The organism is Maricaulis salignorans, from assembly GCF_900103475.1.
Lineage (GTDB): Bacteria > Pseudomonadota > Alphaproteobacteria > Caulobacterales > Maricaulaceae > Maricaulis > Maricaulis salignorans.
Genome location: NZ_FNHG01000006.1, coordinates 57979 through 82466 on the forward strand (window position 1 = coordinate 57979; position 24488 = coordinate 82466).

Here is a 24488-nt window from a genome sequence, read left to right on the forward strand (position 1 = left end):
CGATCAATGCTCGGCCGAGCTGAGACGCCGGCAGACATCATCGAGCTGTTCCAGCGTCGTATAGCGCACGCGAACCTCGCCGCCCTTGCTGCCATGCCGGATATCGACATCGAGTCCGAGGCGGGCCGATATATCAGCCTCGAGTGAACGCGTGTCAGCATCCTTGTCAGGCTGCCCCATGGCAGGAGACTGACGGCGGGAAGGGGCCGGGCGATCCAGGGCCTGGCGCGCCAAGCCCTCAGCGTCGCGAACAGAAAGCCCTTTATCGACAATAAGTTGAGCCAGGTTTGCTGGATCGGGCGCCGTCGCGATCGCGCGCGCATGTCCAGCGGAGATCTGACCTTCAGCCAGATATGTCAGGACGATGGCAGGCAAGGAAAGCAGGCGCACCATATTGGCGACATGGCTGCGGCTCTTGGATACAGCCCGGGCGATATCTTCCTGCGTGTGGCCGTAGCGATCAATCAGCTGACGATAGGCCTGGGCTTCCTCAACCGGATTGAGGTCGGCGCGCTGGACGTTCTCGACAATGCCGATTTCCAGTGTCTCCTGGTCGGAAAGTTCCCGTACCAGGGCAGGCACTTCGTGCAGGCGGGCCCGCTGGGCCGCGCGCCAGCGGCGCTCACCCGCGACAATTTCATAAGCCTCGCCCTGGCCTTTGGCAGGGCGAACCAGGATGGGCTGGACGATTCCTTTCTCGGCTATCGACGCTGCGAGGGCTTCCAGCTCGGCTTCCGCCATGGCCTTGCGGGGCTGGTCGGGATTTGGCCGGATCAGTTCGATCGACAACATGCGGACGCCGTCGCGCGATGCGGGCGCCGGGCTGCCGGCGGCTGCCGGGGTCTCGAAGGTTTCGCCCTCGGTCTCACCAAGCAGGGCAGAGAGGCCGCGGCCGAGGCGGCGATTCTTGTCGGTTCCAGTCATGCCACTTCACCCTGTTTCAGCCGGCTTCGGCTACGTTCCTGACGGACAATTTCGCGGGCCAGGCCGAGATAGGCCTGCGACCCGGTACAGGCGAGATCATACAGCAGGACTGGTTTTCCGACGGAAGGCGCTTCGGAAACGCGCACATTACGCGGGATTACAGTCTTGTAGACCGTATCGCCAAAATGACCGCGCACATCGGCCGCAACTTCAGCCGAGAGATTATTGCGGGAATCATACATCGTCAGCACGATGCCCTGGATCTCGAGCTTCGCGTTCAAATGCCCGCGAACACGTTCGACCGTGCGAATGAGCTGGGTCAGCCCCTCAAGGGCGAAGAATTCGCACTGTAGCGGCACGAGGATGGAATCAGCCGCCGTCATGGCATTGACTGTCAGGACGTTCAGCGATGGCGGACAATCGATCAGGATATAGTCAAACCCGTCGGATTCATGTTGCAGGGCTTGGAAATACTGGTCTACAGCGCGCTTCAGGCGGTAGGAACGGCCCTGATCCGTCGCCAGCTCAAGCTCGGCGCCTGACAGGAGGACATCAGAGGGCAGGATGGACAGGCCTGGCACCAGGGTCGGCACCAGAGCCTCACTCAATGGGACGCTTCCGACCAGAACATCAAAAGACGTCGTCGTCCGCCGTGCTGGCGGCACACCGAGGCCGGTCGAGGCATTGCCCTGGGGGTCGAGATCAATAATGAGGACTTTTTGCTTCACCGCCGCCAGCGCGGTGCCCAGATTGATGGCGGTCGTTGTCTTGCCGACGCCGCCTTTCTGGTTGGCGATAGCGATCACACGGGGCGCGCGTTGGCGCGGAAGATCATCGGACACGCTGTACCTCACTGATACGCAGGATCACACCATCACCGGTCTGACTGGGTATGACTTCGGTTTCGAATGTCCAGTGTTTATGGGCCTCGGTCAATTCGTCACGGTAGTGCCGGCCCTTGAAAAACAGGCCAACAGTCCCGCTTTTCAACAGCGGGGCGGCGAAACCCAATAATTTATTCAGGGGCGCAAATGCGCGTGCCGTGACGATTTCAAAGTCTTCCGACGGATCCATGGCCTCGACTCGAATCGCTCTTGCCTCGGCTGCCACACCCAGTTCGCCGATGACTCGATTGAGGAATGCGGTCTTCTTGGCGACAGAGTCGATCATGACAATACGGGTCTGGAGACCGCGATCGCGGCAAGCCAGGGCCAGGGCCAGCCCGGGAAAGCCCCCACCGGCACCCAGATCGGCGATACGGCGCGTCCCGGACGGAATGAGTTGCATCAGCTGGAGACTGTCGAGGGCATGCCGTTCCCAGAAGTCATCCAAGGTCGATCGACCGACGAGATTGGTATGCGCATTGGCTTCCACCAGAAGCTCGCGCCAACGATCAAAGCCCTGCGTTGTTTCACGTGAAACACCGGTGGCCGCTTCAAACTCGTCCCGGGTCAATCAGCTTGCCTCTCTCTTCTGGCGTTTGACATGCGCCAGCACGGCCGTCAGAGCCCCTGGCGTCACGCCCTCAAGGCGCGCGGCCTGGCCCAATGTGTCCGGCCTCGACGCGATCAATCGCTCGCGCGCTTCATTCGACAGCCCGCCAACGCTGGCATAGTCCAGATCGGCCGGGATCTTGACGGCCTCATCACGGCGGAAGGCCAGGATATCGGCCTGCTGACGATCCAGATAACCGGCATAGACGGCATCGATTTCCATCTGTTCCGCCACCTGACCATCGAACTCGGACAGTTCCGGCCAGATAGCGCGAACATCGGCCCAGACAATGCCGGGATAAGCGAGCAGGTCAGCGACGCTGCGCCGGCGGCCATCGGAATTGACGGTGAGGCCGTGGCGCTGGGCTTCCGGCGGCGTGATGTCGAGCTCAGACACTCGCTGGCGTGCGCGGATCAGCTTTTCCTGTTTCACGTGGAACATCTCGCGGCGCGCCGCAGAAACGGCACCGAGATCAATGGCCTTTTGCGTCAGCCGCTGGTCCGCATTGTCGGCACGCAAGATGAGCCGGTACTCGGCGCGCGAGGTGAACATGCGATAGGGCTCACTGACACCTCGTGTCACCAGATCGTCGATCATGACGCCGATATAGGCTTCGGAACGGCTGAGAATGAAGGGTGCGCCGCCTGCCGCCGAAAGGGCCGCATTAAAACCCGCAACGAGACCCTGGGCAGCGGCTTCCTCGTAACCGGTTGTGCCATTTATCTGGCCGGCCAGCCAAAGCCCGCCCACGGCGCGGACCTGCAGGGTGGCATCGAGCTCGCGTGGATCGACATAATCATATTCGATCGCATAGCCGTAACGCTTGACCTCAACCTGTTCGAGGCCCGGGATGGTGCGCAGGAATGCGTCCTGAACCAGATCCGGCATCGAGGTGGAAATACCGTTCGGATAGACCGTGTCATCGTCGAGACCTTCGGGCTCGAGGAAGATCTGATGCTCTGAACGGTCAGCGAAGCGCACGACCTTGTCCTCGATCGAGGGGCAATAACGCGGGCCGCGGCCGGCAATTGAACCGCTATAAACGGCGGAATGCTGGAGATTGTCCGCAATGACGCGGTGCGTCGCCTCGGTCGTATGGGTGATGGCGCAGCTGATCTGCGGCACCTTGATGCGATCGGTCATGAAGGAGAACGGCACCGGAATCTCGTCAGCAGCCTGCTGATCCAATCCATCCCAGGCGATCGAGGACTTTCGCAGACGCGCCGGCGTACCGGTCTTCAACCGCCCCATACGCAATCCGAGGCCATAGAGCGTGTCCGCCAGACCGATTGAGGGTTTTTCGTCGACCCGGCCGGCAGGAATGCGCTCCAGACCACGATGGATCATCCCGCGCAGGAAAGTCCCGGTGGTCAGGACCACGCTCCCGGCCCTGTAGCTCTGCCCATCCGCATCGACCACCCCGACACAGCGGCCATCTTCCAGGATCAGATCCTCGACCGGTGCTGCGCGGATATCCAGATTGGGCGTCTCATTGAGGACGGCCTGCATGGCCTGGCGATAGAGTTTGCGATCAGACTGGGTCCGAGGCCCGCGCACGGCGGGCCCCTTGGACCGGTTGAGCAGGCGGAACTGGATCCCGGAGGCATCAGCGACCTGGCCCATCACGCCATCGAGCGCATCGATTTCCCGAACCAGATGCCCTTTGCCCAACCCGCCAATCGCCGGATTGCAGGACATCTCACCAATGGTCTCAAGCTTGTGTGTGAGCAGGAGCGTGCGCGCGCCAAGCCGCGCCGCGGCTGAAGCCGCTTCGCAACCGGCATGTCCGCCGCCGATAATAATGACGTCCCAGGATTTCATGATCACTCTTCCGGCCGCGGATCAGTCTGCGGCGAAGCCGGCTACATAAGGCTGACAGCGCCCGGAGTCGAGCCGCAGCGTCCAGTGTTTCACGTGAAACAGACTCATTGAACCCTATTTGCCGATACAGAACTGGCTGAAGACCCGATCGAGAATATCCTCGACATCGACCCGGCCGGTCAGCGATTCAAGTGCCCGGACGGCCAGGCGCGCATCCTCGCCGGCCAATTCAGGGGCATCGGCCAGGCGCTCGCGGCACCGGACCAGCGCGCTCTGGGCCGCCTCAACTGCCCGGCGATGCCGCGCGCGGCTCAGTGCCGGCAACTCGCGGGCGCCCAGTCGTTCACGAACGATGGCCTCGATTCGCGCTTCCAGGGCCTCAATTCCGGCACCGGTACTTGCACTGACCCGATATCCGGCTCCGCCCTCCTGATCCGGCACCAGATCGCGCTTGTTCAGGACCAGCAGGTCGCCATCCAGCAAGCGGCCCTTCAGGTCCAGCAATTCAGCCTCCGACCGCGCATCGGCAACGCCAATTCTCAGATCCGCATGCTCGGCCCGGTCCAGCGCCCGACGGACGCCTTCTGCCTCGATCGCGTCGACCGCTTCGCGAAGCCCCGCCGTGTCGCTGATCACCACGGGAAATCCCGCCATGGTCAGCCGCACTTCGACGATATCGCGCGTCGTGCCGGGAATATCGGTCACTATCGCCGCTTCCCGCCCAGCCAGCCGGTTGAGCAGGCTCGACTTGCCGGCATTGGGCGCGCCAATCAGGGCGATGGAAAATCCGTTCCGGACGCGCTCCCCACGACGCCCGTCAGCCAGATGCTCCTCGATCGAGGCCAACAAGCCAGAAACCGGCTCATAGGCGCGATGTGACAGGGCGTCGGGCACGTCGGCTTCGTCAGGGAAATCAATCTCGCCCTCAATCGAGGCCAGCACCGCGATCAAGGCCTCGCGCCAACCCTCATAGAGCAATTTCAATGAACCCGACATTTGCGCCAGCGCCTGTTTGCGCTGGCCTTCGGTCTCGGCCTCAATCAGATCCGCAAGCCCCTCAGCCTCCGTCAGGTCGAGCTTGTCATTTTCAAAGGCTCGGCGGGTAAACTCGCCCGCCTGGGCCAATATGCCCCCGGCATCCTCGATCGCCGATATGGCGCCATCGATGACCGCGGCGCCGCCATGCAGGTGAAGCTCGACGCAATCCTCTCCGGTAAAACTGGCGGGAGCCGGAAACCAGAGCACCAGCGCCTGGTCAAATACCTCACCATCCGGCGCCCGCAAAAGGCGCAGGCTCGCCTGGCGCGGCGCGGGAAGCGCCCCGCGCACCAGTTGGGCCAGGATATCCCCGGCTTGGGGCCCCGAAAGCCGCACGACGGCAATTCCGGACCGGCCAGGCGGGGTGGATAGAGCATATATCGTTGTTTTCACGTGCCTATTTCTTATTCCCGGCAGAGGGCGTCGCAGCCGCCTGCCGCATCAGATTCATGAAGGTATCGCTCATTTGACCGCCATAGGTCGTCCATTGCCGCATCAGGGCATCGGGCTCCAGCGACCCCATATTCGCTTCCATCCGGCGGATCATCTCTTCGGAAAAGCGTTCATTGAGCGCCGTCACATCCGGCAGGCCGAGAAACGCCCGCGCCTCGGCCGGCGTGCAATCGATTTCAACATTGACCTTCATAATGATCTCCCAAAATGTTCTACTCAGCTTATCGCATGAAGTGGAGGCACGCCATGAGTGGCCAGGACATAGAGATCCAATCTGACGATGGCAATTTCTCGGCCTATCTCGCCGTGCCTGCCTCGGGAAGCGGACCCGGCGTCCTTGTTCTGCAGGAGATTTTCGGCGTCAATGCCTCGATGCGTTCCATCGCCGACTGGCTCGCCGGAGAAGGCTTCACGGCGCTCTGCCCGGACTTGTTCTGGAGAATTGAGCCCGGTATTCAGATCACCGACAAGACCGAGGCCGAACTCAATCGCGCCTTTGAACTCTTCGGTCTGTTCAACCAGGACACCGGGTTGAGGGACATCCGCACCAGCCTGTCCGCATTGCGCGCCCTCGACGCCTGTAACGGCAAGGCCGGCGCCCTCGGCTATTGTCTGGGCGGTCTGCTCGCCTATCGAACCGCCTGCCACACCGACAGCGATGCCAGCGTCGGCTATTACGGCGTGAGCATTGAGGACAGGCTCGCCGAGGCGACCGGGCTCAATTCACCACTCATGCTTCACATTGCCGGTGCTGACCAATTCGTCCCGCCGGCAGCCCAGGCCCGCCTGCATCAAGGGCTCGGCCCCAATCCGCTCGTCACCCTGCATGACTATCCCGGCAAGGAACACGCCTTCGCACGTCCCGATGGCCACCACTATGACGCCGACAGCGCCAACCTCGCCAATCAGCGCACCCTGGACTTCCTCCACGGGCACCTGGGCTAACCCGCCAGCCCGAGCTGTGTGGCATTAGTCCCGGGAACTGGCGATGACCCAGCTTTCGCGCGCCGTCATCCGGTCGAAATAGGTTTTGAGATTGTCTGGCGCATCGCCGAACTGCCGGATCAGTTTAAGCAGGTAGAACATATAGATCATCGAGATATCAGCGGCCGTAAAGCGGTCGCCGGCGATGAATTCGCGGTCTCCAATGCCGTGCTCCGAGGCAAAGCCAAGCAGTTTCCCCGTTTCCTGCCGTGCCCAGGCCGCCAGGTTTGGATCCCGCTTGTCTTCAGGCAAGAGCTGGGTGTGAGCCAGCAACAGCGAAACCGCCATGGTCATCCCGCTCTCGCCAAAGTTCAGCCAGTGCAGATAGCGGCCAAACTCTGCCTCATCGGACGCAATCTCGAGCGGGCTCGGGCCATAACGCCCCAGCAGGTATTGCATGATGGCGATGGAATCGAGCACGGTCTCATCGCCATCCTTGAGGGCCGGAACCTTCCGCAGGGGATGGATCAGCGCATAGCTCTCATCCCCGGCCGGACGCGTCGCGAACTGCACCGTGTGCAATTGATAGGGCAATTGCATCTCTTCCAGCAGCCAACGCACACGAATCGAGCGGGTTTGCGGGGCATGAAAGAGCGTCAAATCGGGTTTGCGTGTCACGGACCATCCTCCAGAAAACTCAGTCCTGATCCAAGCGCCAATCCGCCGCGAGGCATAGCCCCAAGTTTCGCATTGCTGCGATCCGTGCACCGAAGCGGCGTGATCGCCGGCCGGTTCAATGGCCGGTAAGCGGCGCAAACAGACACAAAAAAGCCCGCCAGAACAATGCTCTGGCGGGCTTTTTGTCAGCAGATGACAGGGTCAGGTATTCATCGAATCGAAGAACTCGTCATTGGTTTTGGTCTGACGCAATTTCTCGAGCAGGAATTCGATCGCATCCTGGGCACCCATCGGATTGAGGATGCGGCGCAGAACATACATTTTCTGGAGCTGCGACTTGTCGACCAGAAGCTCCTCTTTCCGGGTGCCGGATTTGAGAATGTCGATCGCCGGGAAGACGCGCTTGTCCGCAACCTTGCGATCGAGAACGATTTCCGAATTGCCCGTACCCTTGAACTCTTCGAAGATCACTTCGTCCATCCGGCTGCCGGTATCGATCAGCGCTGTTGCGATAATGGTCAGCGAGCCGCCATGCTCGATATTCCGGGCCGCACCGAAGAAACGCTTCGGACGTTGCAGTGCATTGGCGTCCACACCGCCCGTCAGCACCTTGCCAGAGCTCGGAACGACCGTGTTGTAGGCCCGGCCAAGGCGGGTGATGGAATCGAGCAGGATGACGACGTCACGGCCGTGTTCGACCAGGCGCTTGGCCTTCTCGATCACCATTTCGGCGACCTGGACGTGGCGCGTCGCCGGTTCATCGAAGGTCGAGGAGATAACCTCACCCTTCACCGTGCGTTGCATGTCGGTGACTTCTTCCGGCCGCTCATCGATGAGCAGGACCATCAGATAGCAATCGGGGTGATTGGTCTCGATCGCATTGGCGATATTCTGAAGCAGGACGGTCTTGCCGGTACGAGGCGGCGCGACGATCAGGCCGCGCTGACCCTTGCCGAGCGGCGCCACAATGTCGATCACCCGGCCCGAACGATCCTTGACCGTCGGATCGGCGAGTTCGATCACGAAGCGGCTTTCGGGATAAAGCGGCGTCAGATTGTCGAAATGCACCTTGTGACGGGCGCTTTCAGGGTCCTGGAAATTGATTGTGCTGATCTTCAGCAGTGCGAAATAGCGTTCGCCATCGCGCGGGCTGCGGATCTCGCCCTCAACCGTATCGCCCGTACGCAGACCGAATTTGCGGATCTGGGTTGGCGATACATAGATATCATCCGGTCCGGCCAGGTAATTGGCCTCTGGTGAGCGCAGGAAGCCGAAACCATCCTGCAGCACTTCCAGCACACCACCGCCATGGATCTCGACACCGCGTTCGGCGAAGGCCTTCAGGATGGCAAACATCATCGCCTGTTTGCGCAGCGAGGACGCGTTCTCGATTTCAAGCGCTTCCGCGAATTCGAGCAATTCGGTCGGCTTTTTGAGTTTCAGGTCCTGCAGCGTCATGCGCTCCAGGCCTTCGAGCAATGCCGGCGTGGTTGTTTGGTCGGTCATGATCAATCTGTTTTTTCAGGCAGGGGAAACCAATTCCCGGACGGGAACAGGCTGAAACAAGCAAGTCGGGTGCCAAAAGAGTATGGTCCCGATGAGTGAGGATTGGACAAGCGCGCCATGTTTTGCGCTGGCTTGACCGAGCAGGAGAGGATCCACGTGTGGATTCGGGAAAAGAATTGCCACGCTGAAGCGCGACCGTCAAGCACACCGGCGAGCCTGCCCGTCAGGCACCACGAGGTTTTATGCCCTAGCGCAAGGCCACAACGGCAATCAGCACGATCAGGATGGCCGCAAGAAACGGCATCTCGTTGAGAATTCGGTATGAGCGATCTGACCACTCATTCGTGCCGTTCTGAAAACGCTTATAGCGCAGGGCCAGAACGTGGTGGAGCCCCGTCATGACAGAGACCAGCACAAACTTTCCCATCCATGCCAGGCTGAGAAAGACGGTCCAGCTACCAGCGCGCTCGGCATTGGCCCAGACCAGAAGAACTCCGAAAATCCAGACCGCAATCATGGCCGGATTCATGATGATTTTCAGCAAGCGGGTTTCCTGGAGCCTGAGCGTTGTATCGAGCTCGCCATCGGGGATAGCGGCGCAATGATAGACAAACAGGCGCGGCAGATAGAGCAGTCCCGCCATCCAGGCGATGACCGCCAGGATATGTAGCGCGCGTAACCAGTCATAGGCAGCAAGGATCATGACGAACTAGGCTTCCTTCAATGCCATTGGGCAAGCCGGGCACGCAACCGGACAGAGGCGTTGACCGTCCGGAGGCCCGAGCCGCGTCGGAGCCGACATGGCGCCCGCAACGATATTCGCAAGCGCTGCAATGAATTGCGGTGCCGTTCCCAGAGCCGGGACCCTTGTATAGCTGCTCACACCGCTTTCCTGCGCGAGCTCGCCATACTCCTCGTCCAGTTCGACCAGAGTCTCGATATGCTCCGACACAAAGGCGATCGGGGTGAGCAAGATGGCCTTGCCGTCATTCCCTGCCTGGCGAACGGCATCATCGGTCGATGGTCCGATCCATTTCAGCGGACCGACGCGGCTTTGATAGCAAACCTGCCAATCGGAAAATTCAGGCAGCAAGGCTGCGACAGCGCTGGCGGTCTGCTCGATTTGCCATTGATAGGGGTCGCCCGCCGCAATCACTTTTTCCGGCAGACCATGGGCGGAAAACAGCAAGCGGATGTTTTCCGGTCGGCCGGCGGCCTCCCAGCTGGCCCGGATCAGTTGAGCATGGGCCTCGATGAAACCGGCTTCGACCGGATAGCAGCAAACCGTATGGGTTTCCGGCCCGCCGGCCTTGCGCCATGCGCCCAGCGAAGACCCGGTCGTGGTCGTCGAAAAATGCGGGTAAAGGGGCAGCAAAACCGTTTCGTCCGGCTGCCAGCCGGCCACCTCTTGCGCCACGTCTTCGGTCAAGGGGTGCCAATAACGCATGGCCGGCCAGATCCGGATTTCACGGTCCGGAAAACGCTCCGCCATCAAGGGGGCCAAAGCCTCGATCTGCTTGAGTGTTTCCGGCACAAGCGGCGATCCGCCACCCATTTTCGCGTAATTTGCGCGCGCTGACTTGGCCCGCAAGGTCGAGATCATCCAGGCGAGAAACTGGCGAAGCGGCGTTGGCGCGCCGATAATTGCCGGATCGCGGAACAAATTGCGCAGGAATGGCTTTACCGCCTCGGGTCCGTCGGGACCGCCGAGATTGAACAGCACGATTGCCAGTCTTTTCTGCGTCTTGGCCATGTTCAACTCCGTCATCCCGCTGGACCTCAGGCTGATCGCCGAATCCGCGCCAGCAATTGCTCGACATGCGCGACCGGTACGTCCGGTGTGATGCCGTGACCGAGATTGAAAATATGCGGTCGACCCGACCAGGCTTCAAGCAAGCGGTCGACTTCGCTGTCGAGCACAGCTCCGCCGGCACGCAGTACGGACGGGTCCAGATGCCCCTGGACCGGCAAATTATCGGGCAGGACCGAACGTGCCCATTCGGGCTGAACCGCGGTGTCCAGCGCCAGTGCTGTCACGCCGGTTTCGCGAGCATAGCGCGGGTAGAGGGTTCCGGCACCGCGCGGAAAGCCGATAATCGGAACATCAATCCCGGCGGCCCGGACCCGATCAACGATCCGCCGCGTCGGGCGAATAATCACCCGTTCGAACAAGGGTTCTGGCAGGCCTTCAGCCCAGCTGTCGAAAAGCTTCAGCACTTCAGCGCCGGCGTTGGCCTGCATGATGAGATATTCGGCCGTCGCGTCTGCAATCCGGTCGAGCATGCCGTCAAAGGCAACCGGATCACTCCAGGCCGCCACGCGGGTTGCATAGCGATCCTTCGATCCCCCGCCTTCGACCATGTAGGTGGCGACGGTCCAGGGTGAGCCGGCAAAGCCGATCAGCGTGGTGTTGTCGGGCAATTGAGGCTTCACCAGTCGCAAGGTCTCGCCGATCGGTGCCAGAACTTCTGCCACACGCCCTTCGGTCAAACCCTCGAAATCTGCCGGATTGAATGGTTCCAGCTTCGGACCCTCTCCGGTGACAAACCAGACCTTGCGTCCCAGTGCGATCGGGATCAGCAATATGTCCGCAAACATGATCGCTGCATCGAATCCGAAGCGCCGGATCGGCTGCAGCGTCACTTCGGCAGCAAGTTCAGGGGTGAAGCAGAATTCAATGAAATTGGCTGCTTTTGACCGGACCTGGCGATATTCTGCCAGATAACGGCCGGCTTGCCGCATCAGCCACACAGGTGGTGGCGTGCGGGTCTCACCGGCAAGAACGGCGAGGAGGGGTTTTTGGGGCGTCAGCATCATTGGGCCTGATTAGTCTTCTCTGACCGATCATTCAATGCGGCGCTTTCACCCAAATATATATGTTTTTTTATTGTGATAATTGTAGGACCGTGAATGTCGTGAACTCAGAAACTTATCCGGCCATACCGGACAAGTCTGTCCACGCTAACTCGGCGCGCTCACAAGTTTGTCGCTAACGGGAATAAATAAGCTCACGCCATACAAAACAATAATTTACGCCAGATACATATGTTGAATTCTCTGTGAAACCTTGTTCAAATGGGCTTCGAACATTCAGGTTATCATACGGTTTTTCACAGGACTTTCATTGTGGATAGACGTGTGGGTAGTACCGGGTCATACCCGGTGAAACCCACACTCCAGGGATCCGCAACGATCGCTTGGGGAAAATCTTCATACTTATTAACAATTCGTAAACACCCTCGAGGCCCCGATCATCATGCCAACGACATCAAGGCCACGGTTGAATACGTCATTCCATATCCACATGGTCTCCGATTCGACCGGAGAAACCCTGATGGAAGTGATGCGCGCCTCCGTCGCGCAATTCGAACACACCAACCCGCTTGAACACCTTTACGCGCTTGTGCGTTCGCCCCGTCAGCTCGATCGTGTGCTGGAGGAGATCGAGGGTTATCCGGGCGTTGTGATGTACACGATCGTCAATTCCGAACTGCGCCGGGACCTGGAGACGCGCTGCGCCGATCTGGGTGTGCCGGCGATAGCCATTCTTGACCCGATGCTCGCGACCTTGAGCACCTATCTCGGCCGGGCCATGGCCAGCCGGGCGGGCGCGCAGCGGGCTTTGGATGCTGACTACTATCACCGGATGGACGCGTTGAACTTCGCCATGGCGCATGATGATGGCCAGGGCGATAATTTCGAGAATGCCGATATCATTCTGCTGGGCGTCAGCCGGACATCCAAGACTCCGACCAGTATCTATCTCGCCCATCGCGGCTATCGCGCGGCCAATATACCGCTTGTTCGCGGTGTGCCGGCGCCTGAATTCCTGTTCTCACTGCGTAATCCATTGATCGTCGGTCTGACGGCCTCGCCGGAACGCATCGTCCAGATCCGGCGCAACCGGCTGTTGACGCTGAATGAAGACCGGTCGACCGACTATATCGATGACTTCGCCGTTCGAGACGAGATCGTTGAGGCCAAGCGGCTCTACGCCAAGCATGGCTGGCCCAATATCGATGTGACACGCCGGTCGGTCGAGGAAACCGCTGCCAAGATCATCAATATGCTCAATGAAAAGCGGGGTCGCAAATGACCGCCCGTCTAATCCTTGCCTCGGGCAGCCAGATCCGGCGCCAGATCCTCCAGGACGCCGGAATTGCGTTCGAGATCATCAAGTCCAATGTCGATGAGGACCTGTTGAAGCAGGAAAACGCCGCGCTCTCGCCCTCGGCCATGGCTGTATTGCTCGGCCAGGCCAAGGCAGTACAGGTGTCGAGCCGGCATCCCGATGCGCTGGTGCTGGGAGCTGATCAGACCATGGAGCTCGATGGCGCCCTGCTCGACAAGCTGCCCCGCCGGGATCTGGCGCGGCAACGCCTGTCCGCCATGCGGGGCCAGCCACACCAGCTTCATGCCGGTTTGACGCTCGCCCAGGCCGGAAAGCCGGTATGGCAGCACCAACAAAGCTCAACCCTCTGGGTGCGCGATTTCTCCGATGCTTTCCTGGATCACTATCTGGCCGAAGCTGGTGATGAATTGACAGCCAGCGTCGGGGCTTACGCCTTTGAAGGCCTGGGCGCGCAATTATTTGACCGGGTCGATGGTGATTTTCATGCCGTGCTCGGATTGCCGCTCCTGCCCGTGATGAGCGCCTTGCGTCAGCATGGCCTGCTGACGTCATGAAACCCACCGGCGCAGCCAGACTGGCCGGCGTGGCCGGCGATCCGATTGCCCATTCACTCTCGCCCAGCCTGATGGCGGCGTGGATTAAAGCCGCCGGACTGGACGCGGTCTATTCGCCGTTCAGGATTGCGCCAGACGATGCAGAGGCCTTCTTTCGCGCCCTGGCCCGGACTCAATGCTCGGGCCTCAATATTACCTTGCCCCACAAGCAGACCGCCCTGGCGATCGCTGATCAGGTCAGCCCGGCAGCTCGCGCAATTGGCGCTGCCAATCTCCTGACATTCCGCGATGGAATGATCCACGCGGACAATACTGATGCGGCTGGCTTTCTCGGCGCCCTTCTCGCCCGGGGCGTCGACCCGGAGCGCGGACCGGCCCTGGTTCTCGGTGCCGGCGGTGCGGCGAGGGCAATCGCCTATGCCCTTCATCAGGCCGGTGTTCCGGAGATCCGGCTGAGCAATCGCAGTCGCTCGAATGCGGCGGACCTGGCGCGCGATCTGGTGCCGGACGCCCGAATTCATGACTGGGATGATCGTGACCAGGCGCTCGATGGTGCCGCGCTCATCGTGAATGCCACCTCCCTGGGACTCTCGGGCGCCGGTGATCTTGTCATGGACTGGCGAAGGGCGCCGACGGACGCTGTTGCCGCTGACAGCGTCTACAAGCCGTTGCAGACGGGATTTCTGCGCGACGCCGCCAAATGCGGGCTTGGGACGGTCGATGGGCTGGGCATGTTGATTGGTCAGGCCCGGCCGAGCTTTGAGGCGTTTTTCGGCATTGCACCGCCGGAAGGGGTTGATGCCCACGCCCTGTTGCACGCCATGCTGGAGCCGGCGCTATGAAGATTATCGGACTGACCGGCTCTATCGGCATGGGCAAATCCGCGACCGCGGCCCTGATGGCCGAGGCCGGCATACCGGTGTTTGACTCCGACGCCAGTGTGCACGCGCTTTATGCAAAGGGTGGCAAGGCGGTCGGCCCGGTTGGTGAGATGTTTCCCGGCGTCGTGGTGGACGGTGCGATCGACCGGTCGCGCCTCTCCGCGGCTCTGCATGAAGACCCGAGCGGGTTCGCGCGGCTGGAAGCCATCGTTCACCCGCTTGTGCTTGAGCAGCGTGAAGCCTTTCTCCACGAAGCGCATGAGCGCGGCGCAGATCTGGTCGTGTTTGATATTCCACTCCTGTTCGAGACCGGCGCCCACGAAGATGTTGATCATGTCCTGGTCGTCTATGCCCCCGAGGCGGAGCGCCGGGCGCGTGTCCTGCAGCGGCCGGGCATGACGGACGCGAAGCTGGACGCCATAATCGCCCGCCAGCTCGATGATTCGAGCAAGCTGGCGCGGGCGGATTATCGGGTTGAGACGTCCGGTGGCCTGGAGGATGCCCGGCGCCAGCTGGAGCAGATCCTGAGTTCGATACGCGAACAGGCCGGGGGCTGAGGATTATGATGCGCGAAATCGTTTTCGATACCGAGACTACCGGCCTGTACGCGACATCCGGCGATCGCGTGACCGAGCTGGGCTGTGTCGAGATCATCGACTTCATCCCGACCGGCCGCACCTGGCATGCCTATGTCAATCCGCAGCGCTCGACGCCGAAGGAAGTCGTCGAGATCACCGGGCTGACCGATGCCTTCCTCGCGGACAAACCCCTGTTTTCACAGATCGCCGAGGAATTCATCGACTTTGTGGGTGATGCCGGACTGGTCGCGCATAATGCGCCCTTCGACCGCGGCTTCATCAATATGGAGCTCGAGCGGCTCGGGCGTCCCGGCTATGCCGAGGCCCGGTTCAAGGATACCGCCCGGATCGCACGGGCCAAATTCCCCGGCTCCTATGTCTCCCTCGACGCCTTGTGCAAACGCTTTGATATCTCGCTGGAAAGCCGTGAGAAACACGGTGCCCTGATCGATGCCCAGCTGCTCGCCGAGGTTTATCTCGAGCTATCGGGCGGTCGCACCCGCGCGTTGGATCTCAGTGGTCAGGGAGAGGCCGGGCCGGGCGAAGTCGTCTTTCCGCCGCAGGCCGTGCGGCCCAGCCCGCTCAACCGGGCCCAGACAGAATCAGAGCGCGCCGCCCATGCTGCCTTCATTGAGGAGCTGGGCGAAAACGCGCTCTGGAAAAAACTGACGATCGGCCAGGGCTGACCGAAACGGGCTAATTGCCCGCTTCAGGTGCGCCATTGCCATTGGTGTCGGCGCCCGGGACAGCAGCAGCCCGCTTGAGCATTTGCTGGCGATAGAGACCGGCGAAATCAACAGGATCCAGCATCAGCGGCGGGAAGCCACCATCGCGCGTCGCGTCGGCCAGGACACGGCGGGCGAAGGGGAAGAGCAGACGCGGACATTCAATCAGCAGGAAGGGCTCGCGATCCATGTCGGCAACATTGGCCAGCTGGAACAGGCCGCCATAGGCCAGCTCGGTGATGAAGACGACATCGCCATCTTCACGGGCGGCATTGGCGGAAATATTGAGCACGACTTCGAAAGCACCTTCGCTGACGGTGCGGGCCTGGACGTCGATCGCCAGATCAATTCCGGGAGCCTGGGCATTGCGCAGGGAATCCGGCGCGCCCGGGTTTTCGAATGACAAATCCTTCACATACTGCGCGAGAATGCGTAGCTGCGGCGGGAGTGGCGGCGTATTTTCGGCAGGCGTGGATGGAGCGTCGGTCATGAAAATCCCCACAGGACGGGCGTCGGTGATACGGTCGTGACCAGAATGGCCACACGAAACGAGGCGCGCCGGTTAGCATGCGGGCCGGGCCGGAGCAAGCATGCTGGGTTTCAGCGACAAGGCTGACGGCTGGACAAATAGCGGCTATATCTGATCAACATTCCCTACCGGCCCAATCGAGCGGCGACAATCACATGTTTGAACTTCTATCCACTCTCATTTTTGCCGGCATCGCGATCTTTATTGCGATCCGCCTCTACTCGACCCTCGGCCGGCGCGAGGGGCATATGGAAGCGCCGCCCGCGAGCGATCCAAATGCGCGCCCATCCCTGTCTGATGTGCCGCAGAGCCATTTGCGTCCGGCCTTTGAAGGACGTGCGGCGGCAGGCCTCGAGGCGATTGCGGCGGTGGATCCCGGTTTTGACCCCGAGAGCTTCACCAGCGGTGCCCGGGCGGCCTATACGATGATCGTCGAGGCCTTTGCCAAGGGCGATCTGGCGGCCTTGCGGCCCTTGCTCGCCGACAAGGTCTATCAGCGCTATGCCGATGCCATCGCGGCGCGCAATGAGCGCAAGCAAAGCGTTCGGACCGAGATCGAACGGATCAAGGCGGCCGAGATCAGCGAAGCCTCGCACGAGGGCCATATCGCGCGGGTCAAGGTCAGCTTTGAGGCTGAAATCGCTACGGAAACCCTTGGCGAAAACGGGGAGCGCGTGTCCGGTGACCTGGGCACTCTGAACACGGTTCGCGAGAATTGGGTGTTTGAGCGCCGCACCGATAATGCCAATCCGAACTGGGTCTTGACCGGTGTGGCGGCGGTATAGCCCGGCCGCCTTTCTGATCGCGCTGTCAGTGGCAGCGTGTCAGCCGGCGCCCGTTCCACAACCCGAACCCGAGCCGGAACCACCTGTCGAACAACCCCTCCCGACCGGTCTTCAATTATTGCCGGCGCATTGGGACGCCCTGCCGGGCTGGGCTGATGCCGATATGCGCGCCGCGCTGGGCGCCTTTATGCGGTCCTGCGCCCGGCTTGATAATCGCAGCGATTCCGAGCCCTTGAGCCCGAGAGCCGCATGGGCCGGCCAGGTCGGTGACTGGCGTGCGGCCTGTACGGCGGCGGCGATGACCGGGCCAACGGCCGAGGCGGCGCAGGCGACGTTCGAGGCTTTTTTCGCGCCGGTACGGGCGATTGCGCTCGATGAAACGGGCGAGGCTGTCGGCGAAACCGGTTTGCTGACCGGGTATTACGAACCCTATGTCGAAGTGCGCGGCGAAGCGGATGGTGAGTTCAGCCAACCCTTGCGGCGGCGCCCGGCGGATCTGGTTTCGGTGGATCTGGGTCTGTTTGAATCCGATCTGGCGGGGCGGCGGATTGTGGGCCGGGTCAATGACGGGTCTTTGGTCCGCTATTATAACCGGGCCGAGATCGAGGTGGATAATCGCGGCGAGATTTTTGCCTGGGGCCGGCCGATTGATGTGTTCTTCCTGCAGATCCAGGGCTCCGGCCGGCTGGTCGATGCCGGGGGTAATCAGAGCCGTGCGGCCTTCGCGGCGCATAATGGCCTGCCCTATCGCTCGATCGGGCGCGAGCTGATTGAACGCGGGGAGCTGCAAGCCCATGCGGCCTCGAAAGCGGGCATTGAGGCCTGGCTGAACCGCAATGGCAGCGCTGCGACGGCGGAATTATTCTCGGTCAATCCGCGCTATGTTTTCTTTGAAACACAAGACCTTACCGACCCGACTTTGGGGCCGCGCGGCTCCTCCGGTGTGGCGCTGACGCCGATGGCCTCGATCGCGGTCGACCCGGCCTTCCATGCCTGGGGCGTACCGGTCTGGCTGGCCGCTGATCTGCCCGATATGCCTGCCTGGACAGGGCTAGTCGTGACCCAGGATGGCGGCGGTGCGATCAATGGTCCGCTGCGTGGTGACTTCTTCTGGGGCTGGGGCGAGCTTGAGGAACGGCGCGCCGGGACGACGCGGGCCCAGGCGCAGTGGACTGTTTTGCTTCCGGTTTCTGTCGCGCAGCGCATCGTCGACGCGACGCCGCCGGCCTGATCGGATGGCTCGCAAACGCTCCCTGCGTCCGGAGGAAAAGGCGATCTGGCGCAAGATTGCCAGCTCGACCAAGCCGCTGTCACCGGACCGGATGGACAAGCTGGACGATCCGGAACCGCCTGAATTGTCTCCTGAAAAACCCGCACCTGACAAGAAGTTGTCACTCAGGAACAGCCATTTTCCCCACCCGCACAGCAAGCCGAAACTGCCGGCTCTGCCGGTTGACCGGGGCGGTGAGAAACGGGTGCGTAAAGGGCGTCTGGAGATTGACGGGCGCATTGATTTGCATGGGCTGACGCAGGATATGGCGCTGAGAACATTGCGGAATTTTCTGGCGATGGCCTATCGCGATGGCTATAGGACCGTGCTGGTCATCACGGGTAAGGGGTTCAAGGCGCGCGAGCGCGAGAGCGAGCCGTGGGAAAACCATGAGGAGCCCGGTGTTTTGCGGCGTAAATTGCCGGAATGGCTTGGTAATCCGGAGTTTCGTCAGTGGGTGTCAGGGTATGCGATCGCGCATTTGCGCCATGGCGGGGGCGGCGCTTTTTACGTCACCATGCGGCGGGTGAAGCCGTAAACCGGCGTGTGGCTCAAGCTACCCCTGGACGGCCACAGCCCTGCCACTCATTTGCCGCTCATCATCGCCTGGTCTGCCATCAGCTTGCCGCTGCCTCGGGGGACCCTGTTGCGGGAGTCGATTCCGCAGGCGGAAAACCGACGACACCATCCCCCGGCTCGAACCTCCGGACGGATTCTCAGGTGTCGCATTTTCGAACCGCAAAACCGGTTCCCACTTTTGCTGAAAATGCTCCGGCCTCAAAAACGCGGCCCGTCAGAGAATGAATTTCGACAGATCGACATTCTTCGCCAGATTGCCGACATGCTCGGCGACATAATCCGGATCGATCACAATCGTCTCGCCATCGCGGTCGGAGGCGGAGAATGAAATCTCCTCGACCAGTTTTTCCATCACCGTCTGCAAACGCCGCGCGCCGATATTCTCGACCGAGGCATTGACCTCGTGCGCCAGCGAAGCGAGCGCGTCGATGGCTTCATCGGTGAAATCGAGCGTGACGCCCTCCGTGCCCATCAGCGCGACATATTGCGTGATCAGGCTGGCTTCCGGTTCGGTGAGAATGCGTTTGAGATCGGCTTCGCTGAGCGCCTGCAGTTCGACGCGGATCGGCAGCCGGCCCTGCAATTCGGGCAGCATGTCGGACGGTTTGGCCAGGTGGAAGGCGCCCGAGGCGATAAACAGGATATGGTCGGTCTTCATCACGCCATGCTTGGTGGTCACCGAGGTGCCCTCGATCAGCGGCAGCAGGTCCCGCTGCACGCCTTCGCGGGAGACATCCGCGCCGCGGGCGTCGGAGCGGCCGACAATCTTGTCGATCTCGTCGAGAAAGACGATGCCGTCATTTTCCGCCAGCTTGATGGCATCGGCCGTGATCGCGGCATCATCGAGCAGTTTGTCGGCTTCCTCGGCCAAAAGCGGCTCATAGGCCTCGCGCACCTTCATGCGCACGGTTTTGGTCTTCTTGCCGAAACCCTTGCCCAGGATATCGCCGAGATTGATCACGCCGGCGCCGCCACCGGGCACGCCGGGAATATCCATCATCGGCATGCCGCCGGCATCATTGAGCTCGATCTCGACATCCTTGTCGTCGAGCTCGCCATCACGCAGCCGCTTGCGAAAGCTCTCGCGCGTCGCCGGACTGGCACCGGGACCGACGAGGGCATCCACCACGCGGTCCTCAGCTTGGGCTTCGGCCTGGGCCTTGACCGCCTCGCGGCGGTTTTCGCGCACCAGGGTGATCGCCACCTCGACCAGGTCGCGGGCGATCTGGTCGACATCGCGGCCGACATAGCCGACCTCGGTAAACTTGGTCGCCTCGACTTTTATGAAGGGCGCCCCGGCCAGCCTGGCCAGGCGGCGCGAGATCTCGGTCTTGCCGACGCCGGTGGGCCCGATCATCAGGATATTCTTCGGCATCACCTCTTCGCGCAGGCCCGGTTCAAGCTGACGCCGGCGCCAGCGATTGCGCAGGGCGATCGCCACCGCCTTCTTGGCATCGCCCTGGCCGACAATAAAGCGGTCGAGCTCGGAAACAATTTCGCGCGGCGTAAATTCAGTCATGACAGGTTTCGCATTTGGCTTGGCTTCGCCCTCCATGTAATCAGGACGGAGCGATGAAACCAGAGCTGAAAGGCATTTACCGACATGAAGAGCGATCAACAACGCCCCCGCTTCCACCTGGCCTTCCCCGTCGACGACCTTGACAAGGCGCGCGCCTTCTATGGCGGCATCATGGCCTGCCCGGAAGGCCGCTCAAGCGAGAACTGGGTCGATTTCGACTTCTACGGCCACCAGATCGTCGCCCACCTCGCGCCCGGGGAATGCCAGATGTCCCCCGACCAATGCCAGGACGTCGCCACCGGCGGTGTCGACGGCAAAGCCGTCCCGGTCCGCCATTTCGGCCTGCTGATGGCCTGGGAGGACTGGGAAGACCTCGCGGAACGGTTCAAGGCCGCCGGCGTGAAATTCATCCTCGAACCCTATGTCCGCTTCAAGGGCGAAACCGGCGAGCAGGGGACGTTTTTCCTGAGGGATCCGGCGGGGAATGCGCTGGAGTTCAAGTGCTTTCGGGATGAGGGGGGGATTTTTGCGCGGTGAGGGGGTGAGGGTGTCGGTGGAAAATTTGTAATTTGATTTCCCACGGAAAATCACACCATATTATCGAATCATAAAGGGAGCGCGCTTGATTATCGGAGGGCATTGCTATAGATGGCCTGCCATTTTCGAATCGAGCAACTGAGAAATCCATGACCAATGAACTTCTAACATCGGCATTGTCGGTCCTTTTTGGGATTCTAGCGGTGCTGAGTCTATTTGGTGTATTTCGCTCTATGAAGTTGGGAACGACGGATTTGCGCGAAGCACGCCGCGAGGGCCGTGGAATACTCTCTCTAATCATAGCAAGCCTTCCAAACGGGCGGGAGCGCCCACAGGAAGATGTGCGTCGTGGTGTCAACAGCCATCGAAGCGTAAAGGGTGGGATCTCTTACCATAAAAAGGCGCGTGTCTTTAGATAGTTGCAAACCTTGGCGGCGACACCTTATGGTGCGCTATGACTGATAGAAGCGACACCCCCCAAACGGGCCCCTGGCCCTTCCCAAACGACCATTTCGCCGGATGGGTGCCTTGCGCTACAGGGCACCTTTCATTTGGGCTCTTTGGGAGAGATAGCCAATTCTCCACCGCAAATGTTTCAGGCAACGGGGCTACACCTACCCGTCACGTGTTCATCGCGCAGCGTCGCGAATCGCATGACCTGATTATTCCTGCGTGGCTGCTGCGCCACGTGTTTAGATATCATCGTGTCGCTGCAGACTATTTTTTGATCGCGAACACGGAACGCGCACTCCATCCAATTCACACAGTTGAGGGCATTAAATCGTTTGATGATGAACTCGGCTGTTTAACTGGAACAATTGCGATAATCATTGACCAAAATGCGAACGCATATTTGAACGGAAAACAAAGCCGTGCACTTCACAACAAAAGAAACCGATTTTATAAAAGTATATGTCGAGAGGCCGAAGCTGCGCACCAAGAATACATTCATCACAGAGACCCGTTTGGTCCAAAATCAATATTTACTACATTTAAGACGCAGATAGATGGTCTAGCCGATGAGGGGTTGTCATTAGTACAGTTTAAATTCGCGGTGTACAGAACTGGCGAAATCCGAATTGAGCCTATCGAATCCTCGTTCCCCTTAGACGGCTATGAAGGAGATGAAGACGCCGGACGTTCTGACTACATTCGATCCATGGCTGAGCAGGCTTACTATTTTGCCAAAGACGCAGGGCATCGTCATTATCATCACTACCATAAACAAGATAATCTAATACCGATTACGCCCGCTAGTCGAAGTGATGATGAGTCTTGGCGGCGTGAGACAATGTGGTCCCTCGTTCGTGCGATCCTAAGTGCACGGCGGAAGCACAATATTGAACATTTTTCAAAGGCGTCCGGTATTTCTGCCTATGCAGCATCATTTCAAACTCATCTCGGCGGGCATAAACGGTCGGAAAAGAGCTTTACAACATTTGTGAAGATCAATGTAACCACTGAATACGATTTGAGCTTCCTAAATGCATCTCTAGACTCACGTAGGGAAGAGCTTTCTTGGGCTAGGTCGAACGAATTACAAGTATTCTTCGCATCAGTCGGTGTTCTAATTTCGGTAGTTGGTCTGTGGCTAGCTGGCGCGCAATGGAAAGCAGCGGCAGATCCGTACTTTTACAGCTGGCCAATTTCTTTTGATACGGCAATCACATTCTTCGTACTATACCCAGAATATATAGTTATCACATTTATAGCGCTATGGATGCTTTATCTGTCGAGAACCATCAGTGAAATCCCTTGGTTTTCAAACACAATTTCTACCGTAATGGAATTTATTGATAGTTTTTATTACTCAATAACTACGTATGCATACAATTTGCTAAATGATTTTGGGGAGCGCATGGTCTCTATCCTGCGGATTATGATGTTCGTTGGGGTGTTTATATACTCACTCCAGAAGTCTTTCTCGCTAAATGGTATGAATATATTCCATTACATCAGCGATTTGTTACCCTTCTAGCAAATAGATAAACTGGGGACATACGCAATTTGTGTCACCCAGCGCTCCCTCAGAAATCCCTTGCCAGCCAGTGGGCCACCGGGGTTCAGCGCCGTCAAGGCCGCCCTTGGCGCCGCTTCGCGGGTCTACGCCTTGACGGCGCTGAACCCCGGTGGCGGGATCTCGGCATGGGTTTTGGGACGGGGTGTGACGCCCGGGCAATTGTCTGGTGTTCCCTCTTTGGAAATTCAGCTAGCCTGAACCCATGAGTTGGGAAGAGATAGCTTTGCACGAATCGCCATGCGCTTGTGGCGCAGGCTTGGTCGAAACCTCGGTCGAAATGAACGACTGGGGTGGGAGTCGGAAATTTACGCGCATACACTGCGAGCCCTGCCGAAAAGCGCAGGAGGAAATTCAACGTCAACGAGACGCCAACAACCGCCAGCGTGAGACATTGTTGGAGGAAGCGAAGGCCATCGCCCGTGAGCGCTACCTCGCAACCTGGCTTGGCCAGTTTGAGGGTCTGACCAAGAAAGACATATGGTGTCGCCTCACGAAGGGTGAGGGTTACCCGGTACTCCAAACGTTTTACAGGCACGTTCGAGATACAGGACTGCAACGATATCTAACCCGCTGGTTTGAGGATCATATCTTGATTGCGCTGGAACAGGTGAGCGTAACGGATGCAGAAGTGATTGGCTTGCTCCAACGCCGCGATGCCATTCCCCAATATCGAGAACGCCATCCTTGGCAATAGCGGTGAGTTCGCGCTTGCGCGGCTAGAAAACGGTTCCACCACCCCGATTCCCTCTAGTCTCCCCCTACGCCAGCGGAGCACTAGGCATGCGCTTTGGAGCACGGCGCCAGCGTCCGCCATTTCCTCACCACCGCACAAAATACCGTCACCCTGACAAGGGGGTGGAATTTTTGGGGGAAGAGGCTCCCGATTTGTCCACCACCCCGCTTCCCCCTAGTCTGCCCCCACGCCAGGGGAGCACCAGGCATGGACCGGTTTTCATTTGTGATGGTGTTGCTGTCGATCATTGTCGGGCTCGGCGTGACCGAATTGCTGACCAATGTGGCGCGGCAGATCCAAAATCGGGCGCGGTCGCGGTTTTACTGGTTGCACAGTTTGATGGTGGCGCTGGTCTTCATCGCCCTGCTGCAGCAATGGTGGGAGGCTTGGGACCAGCGGCTGGTCGAGACGTGGAGCTTTCCGATCCTGCTTTTGATGCTGGGCGGGCCGATCGGGCTTTACATCATCTCGCATCTTCTGTTTCCCGACGATGCGGAGGGGGTGGATTACGACCGGCATTATTTTGCCAATACGCGCCAGACCTATCTGCTCGGCATCGCCACCGTGGTGTTCGCGACCATCTACCGGCCGCTGAGCTTTGGTCACGGGCTGGTCAACATGGATAATCTGTCCTCGGCCTTCATCCTCGCCGCCTTCCTGGCGCTGGCGGTCTGGAAGACGCGAATGCTGCACCAGATCCTGGTGCCACTCCTGTTCGCGGCGCTGGTGCTCGATGTGCTGGTGTTTCACTTCGCGCTTTAGGGCGCGCCCTCGCTGCGCTCAGCCCCCTCCGTCATCCTTCGCCGGG

The 24488-nt window shown here is 60.0% G+C and carries 26 protein-coding genes; 13 read left to right on the forward strand and 13 right to left on the reverse strand.

Annotation, left to right across the window (positions count from 1 at the left end; all coding sequences use genetic code 11):
- Positions 1 to 3: 3 nt before the first annotated feature.
- The 6 genes from BLT42_RS06830 to BLT42_RS06855 all read right to left on the reverse strand — a co-directional run bounded on the left by BLT42_RS06830 (position 4) and on the right by BLT42_RS06855 (position 5923).
- Positions 4 to 924: a ParB/RepB/Spo0J family partition protein gene (locus BLT42_RS06830; RefSeq protein ID WP_091768846.1), complete on the reverse strand. Its 921-nt coding sequence runs from the start codon at positions 922 to 924 to the stop codon at positions 4 to 6.
- Entirely contained in the window at positions 921 to 1766 is an 846-nt protein-coding gene (locus BLT42_RS06835; protein ID WP_233342362.1) for a ParA family protein, read from the reverse strand. Before BLT42_RS06835 ends, BLT42_RS06830 begins: the two co-directional genes overlap by 4 nt.
- Positions 1756 to 2379, reverse strand: coding sequence for a 16S rRNA (guanine(527)-N(7))-methyltransferase RsmG (rsmG, locus tag BLT42_RS06840; RefSeq protein WP_091768852.1), 624 nt, complete (start codon positions 2377 to 2379; stop codon positions 1756 to 1758). Before rsmG ends, BLT42_RS06835 begins: the two co-directional genes overlap by 11 nt.
- Positions 2380 to 4239, reverse strand: coding sequence for a tRNA uridine-5-carboxymethylaminomethyl(34) synthesis enzyme MnmG (mnmG, locus tag BLT42_RS06845; protein ID WP_091768855.1), 1860 nt, complete (start codon positions 4237 to 4239; stop codon positions 2380 to 2382). It lies immediately after the preceding gene.
- A gap of 114 nt (positions 4240 to 4353) precedes the next feature.
- Positions 4354 to 5670, reverse strand: a complete 1317-nt coding sequence (gene mnmE / locus BLT42_RS06850) for a tRNA uridine-5-carboxymethylaminomethyl(34) synthesis GTPase MnmE (protein WP_091768859.1) — start codon at positions 5668 to 5670, stop codon at positions 4354 to 4356.
- Positions 5671 to 5674: 4 nt separating this feature from the next.
- Entirely contained in the window at positions 5675 to 5923 is a 249-nt protein-coding gene (locus BLT42_RS06855; RefSeq protein ID WP_091768862.1) for a DUF6489 family protein, read from the reverse strand.
- A gap of 53 nt (positions 5924 to 5976) precedes the next feature.
- Between BLT42_RS06855 and BLT42_RS06860 the strand changes: the two genes are divergently transcribed.
- Entirely contained in the window at positions 5977 to 6675 is a 699-nt protein-coding gene (locus BLT42_RS06860) for a dienelactone hydrolase family protein (RefSeq protein WP_091768865.1), read from the forward strand.
- A gap of 24 nt (positions 6676 to 6699) precedes the next feature.
- Here the strand turns inward: BLT42_RS06860 and BLT42_RS06865 are convergent, their stop codons facing one another.
- From BLT42_RS06865 to hemE, 5 genes are all read right to left on the reverse strand, one after another.
- The gene (locus BLT42_RS06865; protein ID WP_091768868.1) at positions 6700 to 7332 is read right to left on the reverse strand and encodes a glutathione S-transferase family protein; all 633 of its coding nucleotides are present in this window, start codon (positions 7330 to 7332) and stop codon (positions 6700 to 6702) included.
- 201 nt (positions 7333 to 7533) lie between these two features.
- Positions 7534 to 8838, reverse strand: a complete 1305-nt coding sequence (gene rho / locus BLT42_RS06870; protein ID WP_407657296.1) for a transcription termination factor Rho — start codon at positions 8836 to 8838, stop codon at positions 7534 to 7536.
- Positions 8839 to 9085: 247 nt separating this feature from the next.
- On the reverse strand, positions 9086 to 9541 hold the full coding sequence (locus BLT42_RS06875; RefSeq protein ID WP_091768871.1) for a CopD family protein: 456 nt from the start codon (positions 9539 to 9541) through the stop codon (positions 9086 to 9088).
- A 6-nt stretch (positions 9542 to 9547) separates the two neighbouring features.
- Entirely contained in the window at positions 9548 to 10591 is a 1044-nt protein-coding gene (gene hemH, locus BLT42_RS06880) for a ferrochelatase (RefSeq protein ID WP_091768876.1), read from the reverse strand.
- 26 nt (positions 10592 to 10617) lie between these two features.
- The gene (gene hemE, locus BLT42_RS06885; protein ID WP_091769050.1) at positions 10618 to 11652 is read right to left on the reverse strand and encodes a uroporphyrinogen decarboxylase; all 1035 of its coding nucleotides are present in this window, start codon (positions 11650 to 11652) and stop codon (positions 10618 to 10620) included.
- A gap of 442 nt (positions 11653 to 12094) precedes the next feature.
- Here hemE and BLT42_RS06890 point away from each other — a divergent pair, with 442 nt between their 5' ends.
- The 5 genes from BLT42_RS06890 to dnaQ are packed head-to-tail and all read left to right on the forward strand — an operon-like array spanning position 12095 to position 15669.
- Positions 12095 to 12934, forward strand: a complete 840-nt coding sequence (locus BLT42_RS06890; protein ID WP_091768878.1) for a pyruvate, water dikinase regulatory protein — start codon at positions 12095 to 12097, stop codon at positions 12932 to 12934.
- On the forward strand, positions 12931 to 13524 hold the full coding sequence (locus BLT42_RS06895; protein ID WP_091768881.1) for a Maf family protein: 594 nt from the start codon (positions 12931 to 12933) through the stop codon (positions 13522 to 13524). Before BLT42_RS06890 ends, BLT42_RS06895 begins: the two co-directional genes overlap by 4 nt.
- The gene (locus tag BLT42_RS06900; protein ID WP_091768884.1) at positions 13521 to 14366 is read left to right on the forward strand and encodes a shikimate dehydrogenase family protein; all 846 of its coding nucleotides are present in this window, start codon (positions 13521 to 13523) and stop codon (positions 14364 to 14366) included. Before BLT42_RS06895 ends, BLT42_RS06900 begins: the two co-directional genes overlap by 4 nt.
- Complete coding sequence (coaE, locus tag BLT42_RS06905) at positions 14363 to 14962, forward strand: dephospho-CoA kinase (protein WP_091768887.1); 600 nt, start codon at positions 14363 to 14365, stop codon at positions 14960 to 14962. The genes BLT42_RS06900 and coaE overlap by 4 nt, the downstream gene beginning before the upstream one ends.
- Positions 14963 to 14967: 5 nt before the next feature.
- Complete coding sequence (dnaQ, locus tag BLT42_RS06910; protein ID WP_233342365.1) at positions 14968 to 15669, forward strand: DNA polymerase III subunit epsilon; 702 nt, start codon at positions 14968 to 14970, stop codon at positions 15667 to 15669.
- A 10-nt stretch (positions 15670 to 15679) separates the two neighbouring features.
- Here dnaQ and secB read toward each other — a convergent pair whose 3' ends face one another.
- Positions 15680 to 16198, reverse strand: a complete 519-nt coding sequence (gene secB, locus BLT42_RS06915) for a protein-export chaperone SecB (RefSeq protein ID WP_091768890.1) — start codon at positions 16196 to 16198, stop codon at positions 15680 to 15682.
- A 194-nt stretch (positions 16199 to 16392) separates the two neighbouring features.
- Between secB and BLT42_RS06920 the strand changes: the two genes are divergently transcribed.
- From BLT42_RS06920 to BLT42_RS06930, 3 genes are all read left to right on the forward strand, one after another.
- Positions 16393 to 17022: a Tim44/TimA family putative adaptor protein gene (locus tag BLT42_RS06920; RefSeq protein ID WP_176780287.1), complete on the forward strand. Its 630-nt coding sequence runs from the start codon at positions 16393 to 16395 to the stop codon at positions 17020 to 17022.
- Positions 17023 to 17140: 118 nt separating this feature from the next.
- Entirely contained in the window at positions 17141 to 18253 is a 1113-nt protein-coding gene (gene mltA, locus BLT42_RS06925; RefSeq protein WP_233342366.1) for a murein transglycosylase A, read from the forward strand.
- Positions 18254 to 18344: 91 nt separating this feature from the next.
- A complete protein-coding gene (locus BLT42_RS06930; RefSeq protein ID WP_176780288.1) occupies positions 18345 to 18830 on the forward strand; it encodes a Smr/MutS family protein in 486 nt (161 codons plus the stop codon).
- Positions 18831 to 19085: 255 nt separating this feature from the next.
- Here the strand turns inward: BLT42_RS06930 and hslU are convergent, their stop codons facing one another.
- A complete protein-coding gene (gene hslU, locus BLT42_RS06935) occupies positions 19086 to 20390 on the reverse strand; it encodes an ATP-dependent protease ATPase subunit HslU (protein ID WP_091769059.1) in 1305 nt (434 codons plus the stop codon).
- A gap of 84 nt (positions 20391 to 20474) precedes the next feature.
- Here hslU and BLT42_RS06940 point away from each other — a divergent pair, with 84 nt between their 5' ends.
- The 4 genes from BLT42_RS06940 (at position 20475) to BLT42_RS06955 (ending at position 24442) form a co-directional block, all read left to right on the forward strand.
- Positions 20475 to 20927, forward strand: a complete 453-nt coding sequence (locus BLT42_RS06940) for a VOC family protein (RefSeq protein WP_091768899.1) — start codon at positions 20475 to 20477, stop codon at positions 20925 to 20927.
- Between the two features lie 454 nt (positions 20928 to 21381).
- Positions 21382 to 22905 (forward strand): hypothetical protein, encoded by a 1524-nt coding sequence (locus BLT42_RS14960; protein WP_143024070.1) that lies wholly within the window; start codon positions 21382 to 21384, stop codon positions 22903 to 22905.
- A gap of 319 nt (positions 22906 to 23224) precedes the next feature.
- Positions 23225 to 23641, forward strand: a complete 417-nt coding sequence (locus BLT42_RS06950) for a hypothetical protein (protein WP_233342367.1) — start codon at positions 23225 to 23227, stop codon at positions 23639 to 23641.
- A gap of 246 nt (positions 23642 to 23887) precedes the next feature.
- On the forward strand, positions 23888 to 24442 hold the full coding sequence (locus BLT42_RS06955) for a hypothetical protein (RefSeq protein WP_143024072.1): 555 nt from the start codon (positions 23888 to 23890) through the stop codon (positions 24440 to 24442).
- Positions 24443 to 24488: the final 46 nt, after the last annotated feature.

Coding starts and splice junctions, on each gene's coding strand:
- BLT42_RS06830 (WP_091768846.1), bottom strand. CDS start 924: ATGACTGGAACCGACAAGAATCGCCGCCTCGGCCGCGGCCTCTCTGCC.
- mnmG (WP_091768855.1), bottom strand. CDS start 4,239: ATGAAATCCTGGGACGTCATTATTATCGGCGGCGGACATGCCGGTTGC.
- BLT42_RS06855 (WP_091768862.1), bottom strand. CDS start 5,923: ATGAAGGTCAATGTTGAAATCGATTGCACGCCGGCCGAGGCGCGGGCG.
- BLT42_RS06860 (WP_091768865.1), top strand. CDS start 5,977: ATGAGTGGCCAGGACATAGAGATCCAATCTGACGATGGCAATTTCTCG.
- rho (WP_407657296.1), bottom strand. CDS start 8,838: ATGACCGACCAAACAACCACGCCGGCATTGCTCGAAGGCCTGGAGCGC.
- BLT42_RS06875 (WP_091768871.1), bottom strand. CDS start 9,541: ATGATCCTTGCTGCCTATGACTGGTTACGCGCGCTACATATCCTGGCG.
- hemH (WP_091768876.1), bottom strand. CDS start 10,591: ATGGCCAAGACGCAGAAAAGACTGGCAATCGTGCTGTTCAATCTCGGC.
- hemE (WP_091769050.1), bottom strand. CDS start 11,652: ATGCTGACGCCCCAAAAACCCCTCCTCGCCGTTCTTGCCGGTGAGACC.
- BLT42_RS06890 (WP_091768878.1), top strand. CDS start 12,095: ATGCCAACGACATCAAGGCCACGGTTGAATACGTCATTCCATATCCAC.
- BLT42_RS06895 (WP_091768881.1), top strand. CDS start 12,931: ATGACCGCCCGTCTAATCCTTGCCTCGGGCAGCCAGATCCGGCGCCAG.
- BLT42_RS06900 (WP_091768884.1), top strand. CDS start 13,521: ATGAAACCCACCGGCGCAGCCAGACTGGCCGGCGTGGCCGGCGATCCG.
- coaE (WP_091768887.1), top strand. CDS start 14,363: ATGAAGATTATCGGACTGACCGGCTCTATCGGCATGGGCAAATCCGCG.
- dnaQ (WP_233342365.1), top strand. CDS start 14,968: ATGATGCGCGAAATCGTTTTCGATACCGAGACTACCGGCCTGTACGCG.
- secB (WP_091768890.1), bottom strand. CDS start 16,198: ATGACCGACGCTCCATCCACGCCTGCCGAAAATACGCCGCCACTCCCG.
- BLT42_RS06920 (WP_176780287.1), top strand. CDS start 16,393: ATGTTTGAACTTCTATCCACTCTCATTTTTGCCGGCATCGCGATCTTT.
- BLT42_RS06930 (WP_176780288.1), top strand. CDS start 18,345: ATGGACAAGCTGGACGATCCGGAACCGCCTGAATTGTCTCCTGAAAAA.
- hslU (WP_091769059.1), bottom strand. CDS start 20,390: ATGACTGAATTTACGCCGCGCGAAATTGTTTCCGAGCTCGACCGCTTT.
- BLT42_RS06940 (WP_091768899.1), top strand. CDS start 20,475: ATGAAGAGCGATCAACAACGCCCCCGCTTCCACCTGGCCTTCCCCGTC.
- BLT42_RS14960 (WP_143024070.1), top strand. CDS start 21,382: ATGACTGATAGAAGCGACACCCCCCAAACGGGCCCCTGGCCCTTCCCA.
- BLT42_RS06950 (WP_233342367.1), top strand. CDS start 23,225: ATGAACGACTGGGGTGGGAGTCGGAAATTTACGCGCATACACTGCGAG.
- BLT42_RS06955 (WP_143024072.1), top strand. CDS start 23,888: ATGGACCGGTTTTCATTTGTGATGGTGTTGCTGTCGATCATTGTCGGG.